This window comes from Paenibacillus nanchangensis (genome assembly GCF_046543445.1).
In the GTDB taxonomy this organism is placed as follows: Bacteria; Bacillota; Bacilli; order Paenibacillales; family Paenibacillaceae; genus Paenibacillus_AQ; species Paenibacillus_AQ nanchangensis.
Window position 1 is genome coordinate 165977 of the sequence record NZ_JBHOFD010000007.1, and the last position, 13494, is coordinate 179470.

12 protein-coding genes are annotated in these 13494 nt (G+C 50.5%); 9 read left to right on the forward strand and 3 right to left on the reverse strand.

Going from position 1 to position 13494, the window contains the following annotated elements; all coding sequences use genetic code 11:
* Position 1 precedes the first annotated feature (1 nt).
* From ACE6ED_RS07570 to ACE6ED_RS07580, 3 genes are all read left to right on the forward strand, one after another.
* Positions 2-697 (forward strand): L-ribulose-5-phosphate 4-epimerase, encoded by a 696-nt coding sequence (locus ACE6ED_RS07570; RefSeq protein ID WP_410826489.1) that lies wholly within the window; start codon positions 2-4, stop codon positions 695-697.
* 55 nt (positions 698-752) lie between these two features.
* A complete protein-coding gene (araA, locus tag ACE6ED_RS07575) occupies positions 753-2177 on the forward strand; it encodes an L-arabinose isomerase (RefSeq protein ID WP_410826490.1) in 1425 nt (474 codons plus the stop codon).
* 402 nt (positions 2178-2579) lie between these two features.
* Positions 2580-3881 (forward strand): extracellular solute-binding protein, encoded by a 1302-nt coding sequence (locus ACE6ED_RS07580; protein WP_410826491.1) that lies wholly within the window; start codon positions 2580-2582, stop codon positions 3879-3881.
* A gap of 102 nt (positions 3882-3983) precedes the next feature.
* Here ACE6ED_RS07580 and ACE6ED_RS07585 read toward each other — a convergent pair whose 3' ends face one another.
* Positions 3984-4808 (reverse strand): inositol monophosphatase family protein, encoded by an 825-nt coding sequence (locus ACE6ED_RS07585; RefSeq protein ID WP_410826492.1) that lies wholly within the window; start codon positions 4806-4808, stop codon positions 3984-3986.
* Between the two features lie 82 nt (positions 4809-4890).
* On the reverse strand, positions 4891-5685 hold the full coding sequence (locus ACE6ED_RS07590; protein ID WP_410826493.1) for a TrmB family transcriptional regulator: 795 nt from the start codon (positions 5683-5685) through the stop codon (positions 4891-4893).
* Between the two features lie 216 nt (positions 5686-5901).
* On the opposite strand from ACE6ED_RS07590, the gene ACE6ED_RS07595 reads away from it, so the two are divergent.
* Positions 5902-7044 (forward strand): 5-methyltetrahydropteroyltriglutamate--homocysteine S-methyltransferase, encoded by a 1143-nt coding sequence (locus tag ACE6ED_RS07595; RefSeq protein WP_410826494.1) that lies wholly within the window; start codon positions 5902-5904, stop codon positions 7042-7044.
* A gap of 121 nt (positions 7045-7165) precedes the next feature.
* On the opposite strand, the gene ACE6ED_RS07600 is transcribed toward ACE6ED_RS07595, so the two are convergent.
* Positions 7166-8428, reverse strand: coding sequence for a mechanosensitive ion channel family protein (locus tag ACE6ED_RS07600; protein WP_410826495.1), 1263 nt, complete (start codon positions 8426-8428; stop codon positions 7166-7168).
* A gap of 379 nt (positions 8429-8807) precedes the next feature.
* Between ACE6ED_RS07600 and ACE6ED_RS07605 the strand changes: the two genes are divergently transcribed.
* The 5 genes from ACE6ED_RS07605 to ACE6ED_RS07625 all read left to right on the forward strand — a co-directional run bounded on the left by ACE6ED_RS07605 (position 8808) and on the right by ACE6ED_RS07625 (position 13447).
* Positions 8808-10364: an SAM-dependent methyltransferase gene (locus ACE6ED_RS07605; protein WP_410826496.1), complete on the forward strand. Its 1557-nt coding sequence runs from the start codon at positions 8808-8810 to the stop codon at positions 10362-10364.
* Between the two features lie 178 nt (positions 10365-10542).
* Complete coding sequence (locus ACE6ED_RS07610; protein WP_410826497.1) at positions 10543-10971, forward strand: RNA polymerase sigma factor; 429 nt, start codon at positions 10543-10545, stop codon at positions 10969-10971.
* A gap of 40 nt (positions 10972-11011) precedes the next feature.
* Entirely contained in the window at positions 11012-11500 is a 489-nt protein-coding gene (locus tag ACE6ED_RS07615) for a hypothetical protein (RefSeq protein WP_410826498.1), read from the forward strand.
* A gap of 244 nt (positions 11501-11744) precedes the next feature.
* Positions 11745-12422 (forward strand): nicotinamide riboside transporter PnuC, encoded by a 678-nt coding sequence (gene pnuC / locus ACE6ED_RS07620; RefSeq protein ID WP_410826499.1) that lies wholly within the window; start codon positions 11745-11747, stop codon positions 12420-12422.
* Complete coding sequence (locus tag ACE6ED_RS07625) at positions 12419-13447, forward strand: AAA family ATPase (RefSeq protein WP_410826500.1); 1029 nt, start codon at positions 12419-12421, stop codon at positions 13445-13447. The genes pnuC and ACE6ED_RS07625 overlap by 4 nt, the downstream gene beginning before the upstream one ends.
* Positions 13448-13494: the final 47 nt, after the last annotated feature.

Here is a 13494-nt window from a genome sequence, read left to right on the forward strand (position 1 = left end):
GATGTTAGAGCGATTGAAAGAAGAGGTCTATGAGGCCAATCTGGATCTGCCGAAGCATGGACTTGTGAAATATACATGGGGGAATGTCAGTGCGGCGGACCGGGACAGCGGGCTGTTCGTCATCAAGCCAAGCGGCGTCAGCTATGACAAAATGAAACCCAGCGACATGGTGGTTGTGGATTTTGACGGCAATGTGGTGGAAGGCGAGCTTAGACCGTCCTCCGATACGCCGACTCATGCCGTGCTCTACAAGCATTACGCAGAAATTGGCGGAATTGTGCACACGCATTCGACCTGGGCGACGACCTGGGCTCAAGCCGGCCTGGATGTTCCGGTTATGGGGACTACACATGCCGATACGTTTTACGGCTCCGTTCCCTGCGCCCGCTTCCTGACCCAAGAAGAGGTGGACCGCGGCTATGAGGCGGAGACCGGACGGGTGATTATCGAAACTTTTGAGCAGCGCGGGCTGGATATTATGGCGGTTCCCGGTGTCCTGCTTAAAGGCCATGCCCCATTCACGTGGGGGAAAAACGCCCAGTCGGCGGTAATGAACAGCGTTGTGCTGGAGGAAGTCTGCAAAATGAATTTGTTTGCCCGCAGTTTGAACCATTTTGCCGAAGAGCTGCCGCAGCGGATTTTGGATAAACATTATTTGCGGAAGCATGGGAAAGACGCCTATTACGGTCAAAAGTAAAGATACGGTCATCCATCATTCATTCCATATCAAATAAAGGAAGAGGTTGAGCATTATGTCAACAGCAGTCGCCAAGGAATTTTGGTTTGTCGTAGGGTCGCAGCATCTTTACGGGGAAGAAGCGCTGTCGGAAGTCAAAGCACACGCGCAGGCCATGACCGATGCGCTTAACAAAAGCGGCGTCCTGCCTTATCCGCTTGTCCTGCAGGATCTTGCGGTCAGCGCGGACAAAATCACCTCCATCATGAAGGAAGTTAATTACCGTGACGAGGTTGCCGGTGTCATCACCTGGATGCATACCTTCTCTCCGGCCAAAATGTGGATCCGCGGCACAAAGCTGCTGCAAAAGCCTTTGCTGCATTTGGCTACGCAATACAACGAGAGCATTCCGTGGGCAACCATTGACATGGACTTTATGAACCTGAATCAGGCCGCCCATGGCGACCGTGAATATGGCTTCATCAACGCCCGGCTGCGGAAACAAAACAAAGTGGTGGTCGGGTACTGGGAACGGCCCGAAGTGCAGAAGCAAATTGCGGAATGGATGGACGTGGCGGTTGCCTATAACGAAAGCTTTAACATCAAGGTTGCCCGCTTTGGCGACAACATGCGTAATGTTGGCGTTACGGAAGGGGACAAAGTCGAAGCCCAAATTCAATTCGGCTGGACGGTCGATTATTACGGCATCGGCGATCTTGTCGCTTATGTAAACGAGGTTACGGAAGCGGAGATTGACGCACTGTTTGCGGAATATGCGGAGCTGTATGATTTTGATTATGGCGATTATGACAAGGAGACGTGGGAGGCCAGCGTAAAAGTACAGGCCGGCTACGAAATTGCCCTGAAACGTTTCCTGGATAACGGCGGCTACAATGCCTTCACTTCAAACTTTGAGGATCTGCACGGCATGAAGCAGCTTCCCGGGCTTGCGGTGCAGCGCCTGATGGCGCAGGGTTATGGCTTCGCCGGCGAAGGCGACTGGAAGACGGCTGCGCTTGACCGTCTGCTGAAAGTGATGAGCCACAACCAGAACACCGGATTTATGGAAGATTACACGTACGAATTGGCTGCGGGCCAGGAAGCCATCCTGCAGTCCCATATGCTTGAGGTAGACCCGAGTCTGGCAGGCAACAAACCAAAAATTCTGGTGTCTCCGCTTGGTATTGGCGACCGCGAAGATCCGGCCCGGCTCGTATTTGACGGCAAGGCTGGCGATGGCGTGGTGGTGTCGATGGCAGACTTCGGCACGCACTACAAGCTGCTGATTAACGAAGTCACGGCATTCGAGCCGACAGTACCGGCTCCCAAGCTACCGGTGGCCCGGGTATTGTGGAAGGTGAAGCCGAACTTCCAGGATGGCGTCAAAGCCTGGATCGAAAACGGCGGCGGCCACCATACTGTAGTTTCGCTGAACCTGACAACAGACCAGATCGTGACTTATGCCAAACTGGTGAATCTGGAGTATGTGATTATTAAATAATCAAGCCGCGGCCAATCCGGAAGCCGCATTAGACGTCAGAAAGAAGTCGCAGTCACCACAATAGAAATAGACATTAAATAGGGCGCCCCTTGCAGGGTGCCCTATTATTTTGCTCCGGAACTGGCGGTTGTTTGACCAGAAAAGAGAGAGCAGAAGGTGCAGCAGACCGAACATAACCTTATGCCTGCTGTAAGAAAAGTGTAAGGTAACTGCATGGCGGTATAATTTTGCACGCAATATACTGGGAAATGGTTCCGTATAACATATAACAACCATTACATAACAATTGGGGTGATGCTTGGTCCGCTTAGAAATATATTGGTTTTAAAAGAACCAAGATTGTGTCGTTGTCAGGTTAGGCGCCCATCACTTCAAACTCCCTTGAGAAAGGAACGGCCTATTTTGAAAGCAAATTGGATGCACAAGATTTCCATGATTAGTTTGAGTATAATGTTATTTGTTTTCGCGGGCAGTGCCGCAGTCCACGCAAATACCGGGGAACAAACCGTTTCGAAACAAACTATAAAAGTAATGTATAAGGAGAAATACCTGTTTGACGAATCTTTGTTTAAAAAGCAATATCCCAATGCGGAGATCAAGGAAGTATACTGGGATGGCAAAACGAGGTTAACCGATTTTATCGCCAAGCAAACTCCCGATGTTGTGATGCTGAATACGGCGGAATACAAGCAGCTTGCCAAAGGCAATCAGTTAGTGGATTTGGGGCAGTTGATTCAGCGTGATCAATACGACACAACCTCCATTTACCCCGGCCTGCTCGAGGCTCTTAAAAACAACGGTAAGCTGTACGGATTAAGTCCAACCTTCAATACGCAGGCCATTTACTACAATGTGGATTTGTTCAAGAAATACGGGGTTGCTCTGCCCCATGATGGAATGACCTGGGAGGAGATTTTGAAGCTAGCCGCGAAGTTTCCAACCAAAGGGAGCAAGGATACCCGGGTTTGGGGGCTTGATTACCCGCTTGATAAATACGTTTACTTATTGAATAATATCGCAGATTCAGAAGGGCTAACCCGTTATGATCCGGATAATCTGAAGGCTGCAATGAACACCGCCCCATGGAAAAAAACATTTGCCATGGCTGTGTCCGCCATAAAGTCCGGCACTATTGAGGGGACAAATACAAGCGGTTATTCCAATAATTCGTTTATTATGGGCAGATCGGCTATGCTGGTTGCCGCATCGGGTACCGATACCCTAAGGGATATTACCGCGGATAAATCCGCGCTACCAAACTTCAAGCCTTTCAAAGTTGGAATAGCCGCAGGTCCTGCTGATCCAAAAAATAAAAAAACAACCAGAAACATTCTGATCCCGGCGATTATGACTATTCCAACGGGTTCAACAAATAAGGAACTCGCATGGGATTTCATAAAATTCTACAATGGAGTGGAATTTGCAAAGTCTCAGTCGGGCAAGTTGGGCGACTATGCCCTGTCCCGCATGGATTATAGCAAGGAGTACAAAGGCTACCGTCTGGATGCCTTTTACAAATTGAAACCTAATCTGGATTCTCCAGCTTATCAGAACCCATTAGGAATGTCATTTGATATACAGTATTCAAATATCGTGCAGGGTGAAATCAAACAAGTAATCAATAATAAAAAAAATCAAGAAAAGGCCCTCCAGTCTATCAATACGCAGGTGCAGAATATCCTTAACAAGGCTGGGAACAAGTAGGGCAAAATAGAATTGAGAAATCAAAGAACTGTCTACGCAAGGGTGACCTTACTGTTATCAAGAGCGCACACCATATTGGTGGCGCTCTTGGTTTTTGTCTTGTTATTTCTTGTTTCTAATAACGGATAACTCTTGTGCCAAATGGGGCTGGAGGGAGGCATTTGCGGCTAACACGCCGCGTGTTCCCCATGTAAACGGGCGGCCTTCTGTGTCCGTAACCACTCCTCCAGCTTCTTGAACGATAAAAGCTCCGGGCAGCCAGTCATAATAATCGCCGTATCCGCTGGCAAACTCCCAATAACCGTCCAGCCTTCCGCAAGCAACGTAAGCGAGCTGCAGTTTAACGGAACCCAGCATTTTTACAGCAAAAGATTTCATCATGACCGCATGAGCAGACTGAATGGCATATGCTGTGGTTTCCGGCTCATCCGCGGGGAAGGAGGGGGGAGAGGTGGCGATGTAAGCATCGCTTAGTGCTGTTTTTGCGGCAGGTGAGATTCGCTTTCCGTTCATAAAGGCGCCCACACCCTCCTGCGCATAAAATAATTCGTCACGTTCAGGATCATAGATAAAAGCAAGGACGGGTTTTCCGTCCTGAATCAAGCACAGGGAAAGCGAATAAAACCCAAATCCCTGCAGAAAATGGAGGGCTCCATCAATAGCGTCGCAAATCCAATAAAGCCCGTCGAACTCCGGCTGCTGCTGCTGATCGGGTCTGAATTCGGACGATGACCAGCGGATGGCGGGGAAACGTTGTAGCAGCGCCTCCTTCAATAGGGTTTCGATTTGATCATTCGCTTCTTGGAAAGTTATAAATACAGCCTCTTTTGTTGCCGGAGGTTGAGTCCGTCCGGCGCATTGGGAATGCAGGGCAGCACCGGCTGTTCGAATAAGGGATTCACAAAAATCCAAGTCATTTTGATTCATAATCGATCGCTCCTTTTAAGGGGTATTTTAGAATACTACTATAAATATTACAGAAAAAAAGCGGCAGCATTGATACTGCCGGTTAACGCTTAAGACCCGAGGATTCCAGCACGGTTTCAAGGATAGATTGGTAATGCTCTCCGTATCGGGCCCGAAGTTGGTCAGGAAAATCCTGCTCAATCCTTGTCATGACGGCATCGTGGTAGAAGGCATTGCGCAGCAGCTCGCTTACGGCAGGATGGTCCGTTTCCACCGCCGCAGCCTTGATATCGCCGCCGAAGCTGCCGATCATAGAGGTTTGCGAATCGCACAAAACAGAGAACTTCCGCGATCGTTCGGCCGTCCATTCCCCGTTCCGTTGGTGCTCTATAATATGTTTGAGCGGTGTGGGGCTTTGGCCGATCATCACGACCGTGACTTTGACGCCCCGGCGTTCTGCCTCCAGCAGCGGTCCCTCAACGATATGAAAATCCTCTGCCCAAATATCGACAACAAGCGAATGCTCCGCGATGGCAATGACCCGCTGTAGAGCCGTTTCCAGCTGTTGATTTCCCTGCCAGTTGAAAAAAGCCGGCGTCTTCCGCGGTCTTGTGTTCAACACAGCTAGAAGCTGCTTCGCCGTTTGCGTAAAGCCATCCTGCAGCAGCTTAATCAGTTGGTCGGCAGGTACGGCATTGTACCGTAGAGGTTCGCCTTCAATCACACGGCAGGCACCTTTATCGGTTAATGACCGCAGCGCAGCATAGACATTCGTTCGGGACACCGATACCCGCTTAGCCACTTCATAACCGGAAAGATCCGTTTCCTCCAGTAAAGTCAGGTAACACCGTGCCTCCAAATCGGATAATCCGATTTTCCTCAGCATTTCAATTTCCATGTCTACCTCCTTGCTTGTGAGTCGTATGTTTGAATACTACCATGAGGTTTTAGGCCAGGTCAAGCCGGTTTAGTTGACTGTAATAGGAGACCGGGTTTATTAGTCCTTTATTGCTATAGCCGCTGCCTATAACTAACCATAGCTCTTTCGTAGAACCATATAACCGGCAGCGTATGCTATAGTAACTAAAAATAATTTTGCGAGGAGACGAACCTAATGAGCATACAAACCCAACAACCGAAACAACGGACCGTGACTCCATTTCGATATGATATTGTCGGCAGTTTTCTTCGCCCCGCCCCATTGAAGGAAGCCCGGCTGCAGTTCAAGAACGGCGAAATTAATGCTGAGCAGCTGCGCGAGGTGGAGGACACCGAAATTATAAAACTCGTGCAGAAACAAAAAGAAGTGGGCCTGCAGGCGGTAACCGACGGCGAATTCCGCCGCTCCTGGTGGCATCTGGACTTCTTTTGGGGATTTGATGGCGTAGAACGGACAATCATCGATCAGGGCTATCAGTTTAACGGTGCGGAATCCAGACCTGAAACCGCACGGCTGACCGGAAAAATAAGCTTCAGCAGCCACCCTTTTGCCGCACATTATACATTCTTGAAAGAAGCGGCGGGAGAGAACGTTGTTGCCCGTCAATCGGTACCCGCTGCGGCGCAGTTCCTGTTCGAGTTGGACCGGGCGGAAAACAAAGAAAGCACACAGGCGATTTATCCTGACCGGGAAGAGCTGCTTGCGGACATCGCCAAGGCCTACAAGGCGGCGGTACAGGCCTTTTACGAAGCGGGCTGCCGCAGTCTTCAGTTCGACGATTGCACATGGGGAGCGCTCTGCGACAAGCAGTTTATGGCCATCATGGAGCAGGCCGGCGTAAATGTTGCTGAATATGCAAATGAACTGGCCCGGCTGAACGCCGAAGTCGTCTCCGATCTGCCGGGTGACCTGGTCGTTACGACGCATGTCTGCCGCGGCAACTATGTTTCGACTTATGCGGGAGTGGGCGGCGGTTATGAACCCATCGTACAAACACTGCTTGGCATCGACAACTACTCCGGCTATTACCTGGAGTTTGACACCGAGCGTGCGGGCGACTTCAAGCCGCTGCGTTTCCTGAAGGACAACCAGCAGGTGGTGCTGGGACTGTTCTCTTCCAAGTTCGGCGAGCTGGAGAACAAAGAAGATATCCTGAAGCGGATTGAAGAAGCGCAGCAGTATGTCGATCTGGACCGGATCTGCCTGAGCCCGCAGTGCGGCTTCGCCTCCACGGAAGAAGGCAACCATCTGACCGAAGAGCAGCAGTGGCGCAAGCTGGCTTTTATCAAGGAGATTGCCGAAGAAATCTGGCAGTAATGCGGCAGTAATCCGGAAGCCATCCGGAAGCCATCCAGAAGCCATCCGGTAATAGTCCGTAATGGCAATCGCAGATATAGAAAACCCCTGCATACTCCTGCAGGGGTTTTCGTGTGCGGTGTTAAGAATGCTGAAGTGCCCGGGTATCAGGCTGCGGTGCCAGGAGACTTTTAACGTCATTGCCGCTAGGATTCTGGAAGATGCGAAGCCCGAACTCCGGCGCAACAGAGAGGACATGGTCGAAGATATCCGACTGGATTCGCTCATATTCCGTCCAGCGGATATCGTTGGTGAACGCATAAATCTCAAGCGGCAGTCCGGTCTCTCCCGGAGCCAATTGTCTCACCATAATCGTCATGTCTTGATGGATCTGGGGGTGGCTCTGGAGGTAATGTTGGACGTAAATCCTGAATACACCGATGTTGGTCAGCGCCCTTCCGTTCACTTTGCTCGACCGGTCCATATGAAATTCTTGATTGTACGCTTCAATTTCTTTTTCCTTATCCTTGATATAGTCCGCCAGATGACGAATTTGCTTAAACTGTTCGATCATCTCCTCCGTGCAAAAAGTGATGCTGCCGGTGTCGATAAACAAAGACCGCTTGATCCGCCGGCCGCCGGCATTTTGCATTCCCCTCCAATTTTTGAAGGAATCTGAGATCAGGGCATAGCTCGGGATGGTGGTGATCGTTTTATCCCAGTTTTGAACCTTCACCGTGTTCAGCGAGATGTCGATAATGTCTCCGTCCGCCCCATATTTGGGCATCTCAATCCAGTCGCCGACCCGCACCATATCGTTGGAGGTTAACTGCACGCCTGCTACGAGTCCTAATAAGGAGTCTTTAAAGACAAGCATAATCACTGCGGACAGCGCCCCGATACCGCTTAGGAGCAGCAGAGGGCTTTTTTCGATCAGATTCGCAATGATGAGGATGCCACCGATGACATACATAAAAATTTTGATTACCTGGATGTAGCCCCTGATGGGCTTTGCTTTGGAGATTTCATAAGTTCGGTAGATGTCATTCACTGCATTCAAAAACGCATCGATCACAAGTATCCCAACTACAATCATATAAGTCATAACCGCTTTTGAGATCAGCTCCCGGTAGCCGGGAAAGGCGGAAGAGAAATAATAAATAATGATCGCGGGCACAAAATGCGAGAGCTTGTGAAAAACCCTTCGCTCCAATATCGTATGGCCCCATTTGTATTTATTGCTGGAAATGGACTTGGTGAGCAGCCTCAAAACAATTTTTGCGGCGATAAAGTGAGCCAGTATGGCCAATGCGGCGATACCAAGTATCGAAAAAATATGCGCGAGGTATACGGCCATCACCGGATCTGCGCCATAATGAACCAGCCGTTTTTGGATGAATTCCATAATCTCCTCCGTTGCCGGGATTTTAGATTTGTGTTCAAGTATAACATCTGTAGGCCAAAAGGAAACGGAACAGCCAAATGGCCGGGTTCTGAAGGAACGCACGCTGCTGTTCGACTCTAGCGGTCAGCCAGAGGTTCTGCGGATTGAAGGAATCCATTACAGAAAAGTATACAACACGACTGTGGAGACTCCGGTGGATTGAGCAAACCGGCGGATATCGGCGACACGCGGCTGAACTATGGCGCAGCAACAACCGGGAAATTAGGCGGGAAGGTTATTTCATTTGGTATTCCCCGTATTTTGTGCTTGAATAGGTAAGGGGGATGGAGCCACCACCAGTCCCCAATAAGTCGCCTTTCGAAAGAGCAGGGTTAAAACAATGACAGATACGAATAAACAGCGTTACCGTTTCAGTGAAGCGCCTATATGGGAGCTCCAGCGTGAATATTATGAGCAGGAAGGGCTGAGAGCCTGGAGGAATGACCAAGTTCCGCAGTACATTACGAGCAACCCCATGATTGGGGCCGCTTATGCCGAGATGATTTTCGGGTTTTTGCAGGACCGGGCGGTTAAAGGATTCCATTCGGAGCCTGTGTATATCGTTGAGCTTGGAGCGGGGGCCGGACGGCTCGCTTATCACGTGCTGCATGAACTGCGGCAGTTAAAAGAATACGCGGGAGCGGGTGTGACGCTGCCTGAAATTCGGTACATCATGACCGATTTGGCAATGAGCAATGTTTTGGCCTGGCGGGATCACCCGGCTCTGCAATCCTTTATTGCTGAGGGAATACTCGATTTCGCACGGTTTGACGCCGTCCATGATACAGAACTGAGCCTTCTCGTCTCCGGAGCCGCGATTCGGGAGGGCGATTTGCAGCAGCCCGTACTCCTGATTGCCAATTACTTTTTTGACGGGATCCCGCAGGAGTTGATTTATGTCAGCGAAGGCCATATTCATGAAGCTGATGTCTATATCGAATCCCCCGCGCATGCGGATTCGCTTAAAGCTTCGGAGCGGTTGAATCAAACCACTTTACAGTATACGTATCGTAGAGCGCCGGAATATGAAGAGGAGTCTTATCCTTACCGCAGGGTGATTGCGGCGTACCAGGAGCATCTGGAGGACTCGCATATTTTGTTTCCTGCGGCGGGACTAACCTGCCTGGAACGCTTAAACCGGCTGACCCGGGCGGGATTCGTGTTAATCACAGCAGACAAAGGGGATCATTTGCTGGATCAATGGAAGTTTGCGGAGCCGCCGGAATTGATTTTTCACGGGAGCTTCTCTTTGACGGCCAATTACCATGCAATTCAACAGTATTTTGAGGAAAAAGGAGCCGAGGTGCTGTTTCCTCCGCATCACTACAGCAATATCAATGTTGGCTGCATTTTGCACGTGGAACATCCCGTGCAGTATCCAAACTTAAGATTAGCTTACCGCCGGAGTATCGAACGTTTTGGTCCGGATGAGTTTTTTAGCCTAAAAAGCTGGGTGGACCGTCAGCTGGAGGGCATGGGAATGCAGCAGATTTTAAGTTTTTGGCGTTTGGGCGGGTATGATGCGGAGTTTTTTATCCAGTCCGCCAGGCAAATCTCCCGTTTGCTGCCGGAGGCAAGCGATGACGAGCATCAGGATCTGAGCAGTGGCATCGAGCGGATGTGGGCTTCGTATTATGTCATGGAGCAGCGTTATAATTTGGCGCTGGATGCCGGTCTGATCCTGTTTGAGATGGACCGTTACGAATCCTCCAAGCGTTATTTGGAGATAGCAGTGGCGGAGGAGCAGGGAGAGGTCGTATCCACTGTCTTTTATTGTCTGGCTATCTGCTGTTTTGAGTTAGAGGAGATCGAAGAGGCGGAGAAGTATCTGCGCCAATTGTTGGAGCTTGAGCCGGACCATGAAGAGGCGCTGGCGCTGGTCCGCCATTTTGACTGACAAACATTAGTTTAATTATAGACGGCAGCCGGGATATGTTCTCTCCTCATGGGCTGTCGTCTTTTTGCATGCAAAGCCAGGGGCACAACTAAAAGTTTCCCTAGCCAGTGAGAGAAAAAGTACGGACAAGGGGTCTTAGTAGTGTATCACCAAGTGACCGTAAGAGGAGAGAGGACCCGTGGAACGGACAGACGATCATTCCGTCATAGAAGCCGTGCTAAATGGTAACAAGCAGGCTTATGCGGACATCGTTCGGCGTTATCAAGATAAGCTGTACGGATTGTTCCGTAGAATGGGATCTTCTGATGGGGACGCTCAGGACCTTACCCAGGAGACCTTCATCAAAGCCTACCGCAAACTGGCGTCACATAACCCTGCTCAAAGCTTTGCGGGTTGGATCTATACCATTGCCGTCAATTTGCAGAGAGACCGGGGCCGCCGGAAAATACCCAACCTATTTCAGGAAGAGGGATATGAACACGAAACCCCGGAATCCAGACTGCTGCAAAAGGAACTGCGTTCCGAACTTGACCGCCTGCTGGATGCGCTGCCTGAGCACTACCGGCTGGTTCTGATGCTGCGCTACACCAATCAGCGGTATGTATGACACCACGCTCCGCTCTGAGCTGGATCGTTGGAGCGGAACGATGCGGTGGGCATTTCAATTTGATGATTTTGCCTATGACAAGCAAAAAATCCGGTTTGTACTGGATAATTACTCGATCCGGGAAAAGTGTGAAGCAGCGGTTACCTTTGATCCCGCCAAAATATCGGCCGAACGGCCCGTTAAATTCGAAGACACAGGGGATAAGCTTTTATTCAAAGGGCTGGAGATCGATGACACTGGTTACGCGAGAATTCCGCTAGGCGGTACGATCAGTAATGACATTAGCACGGGTACCTGGGTTGCTGCTGATGAAAACGGCAAGGAGTATTCCGTGTATTATGGCGGGGGGATCTCAACTAGCCGATCGGGGTTGTATACGCTTGATGATGGCGCCTTTGTTATCCATGGACTGAAAAAGATGCCCAAGCAGCTGACAATTAAACGCCTTGTAGTTGACCATCAGTATAGGGATGCCCAATGGTCCTTTGTCATTCCGCAGACGGGGACGCCGGGTATCTTTCCGGAATAGAAAAGCAATAAGTGCCCATAGCCCAAAGGCATTGTCTCAAGTGCCCGGCTATGGGTACTTTTTTTCTGCTTTTTTGATCTGTATGGGCAGGTCCCCAATCCAGCCATAAACCGGACTATCGGCCGGGCGGGTCAAACAGAAATTTATGCTTTCTTTGTTATTAACAATATGTTATTATCAAAACAACAATAAGTGTGAGTGGATTTTATAAAGCGCAACTGCAAAGAAAGCGGAGGGGACAAAAATGAAAAAAGCATGGGGCGGCTGGAACCTGTTTGAAATCGTTTGGCTGGTTGTGTTTACCGCCATAGCCGTAGGGTTTACGGTGGTTTCCAAGGATTCGTTATTCGGATTTACGGTCTTTATCACCGGGGTGCTGTGTGTAGTGCTTGCGGCAAAAGGCAATCTGATGAGTTATGTATTTGGCATGTACAATACCGTTGGATATGCCTATTTGGCATACATTAACGGGTTGTTTGGCGAAGTGCTGCTGAACCTGCTGTTTTTTATTCCGATGAACGTGATCGGCTACTACATGTGGAAAAATAACCGGACGGGCGGCAAACTGGCCATGCGCCAAATGAATCTGAAAGGGCTGCTGCTTGTGTGTACCATCTGCGCGGCAGGCTGCCTGCTGCTTGGGTTCGGCTTGTCCTTCATCCCCGGGCAAAATTCGCCTTACATCGATGCAATTACAACGGTGCTCTCCATCGTGGCCACCCTTTTGATGGTGCGCAGATTTAAGGAACAGTGGCTGGTCTATATTGTCCTGAATTTGTTCACGGTACTGCTGTGGGTGATCCGGATGCTGGACGGAAGCGGGGAAGGCCTGCTCATGATCGTCATGTGGAGCGCTTATCTGGTTAACGCCGCGTACGGTTATTACAATTGGAACAAGGGAGCCAAGGAGGTGGCGGCATGAAAACGCTGGGTTTAACGCTGGGCAAATTCGCTCCGCTGCATAAAGGGCATCAGTTTATGATTGAGACGGCGCTGCAGGAGGTTGACGAGCTGATCGTTGTCATCTATGAAACGGCAGTAACCCCTATTCCGCTGCACATCCGGGCGGGGTGGATCCGCAAGCTGTACCCGATGGTCCGGGTGATCGAGGCTTGGGACGGCCCGGACGGATACTCCGACGACCGCGAGCATGAAATCCGGGAGGAGCAGTACATTTTGGGCCTGCTGCAGGGAGAGCAGGTGACGCATTTTTATTCCAGCGAGTTCTACGGCGAGCATATGAGTCTTGCGCTTGGGGCGGCGGACCGGCGGGTGGATGAAGCGCGGGAACGGGTGCCGGTGTCGGCCACGATGGTTCGTTCTGATCCTTACCGGTACCGGCAGTATGTGAGCGATGTCGTCTACCGGGACCTGATCACAAAAGTGGTGTTTGTGGGCGCAATGTCCACCGGCAAATCCACGCTTACGGAAGCACTGGCGATGCGGTACCATACGGCTTATGCGAGCGAATACGGGCGCGATTATTGGACGGAGCATCAGGTGGACCGCCGGATCGGGCTGGAGGCGTTTGATGAAATCGCCGTAGGCCATATCGAGCGGGAGGAGCAGGCGCTGCTCCAGGCGAACCGGTATCTTTTTGTGGATACCAATGCGATTACCACGTACATGTTCGCCCAGGATTATCATGGCAGAGCCCCTGAGCTTCTGACTCGGATTGCGCTGGAGAATGCGCAGCGGTATGACCTGTTTTTCCTGTGCGGCGACGACATCCCGTACGACGATACCTGGGACCGGAGCGGGGACCAGAAACGTCATGTTTTTCATAAACAGATTATTGCGGATTTAAAAGAACGGCGGATTCCTTACATTACGCTGCGGGGTAGCCTGGAGGAACGGATGAACAAGGTGGATGAAGTGCTGGCCGGGTTTACGCCTTATTCCAATTATTTTGGCGAGCGGCGGGGTCTGACACGGCGTGGTAATTAATGTTATTGACAAAATACCAGAGCGGGACTAATATTGAAAAATATTTA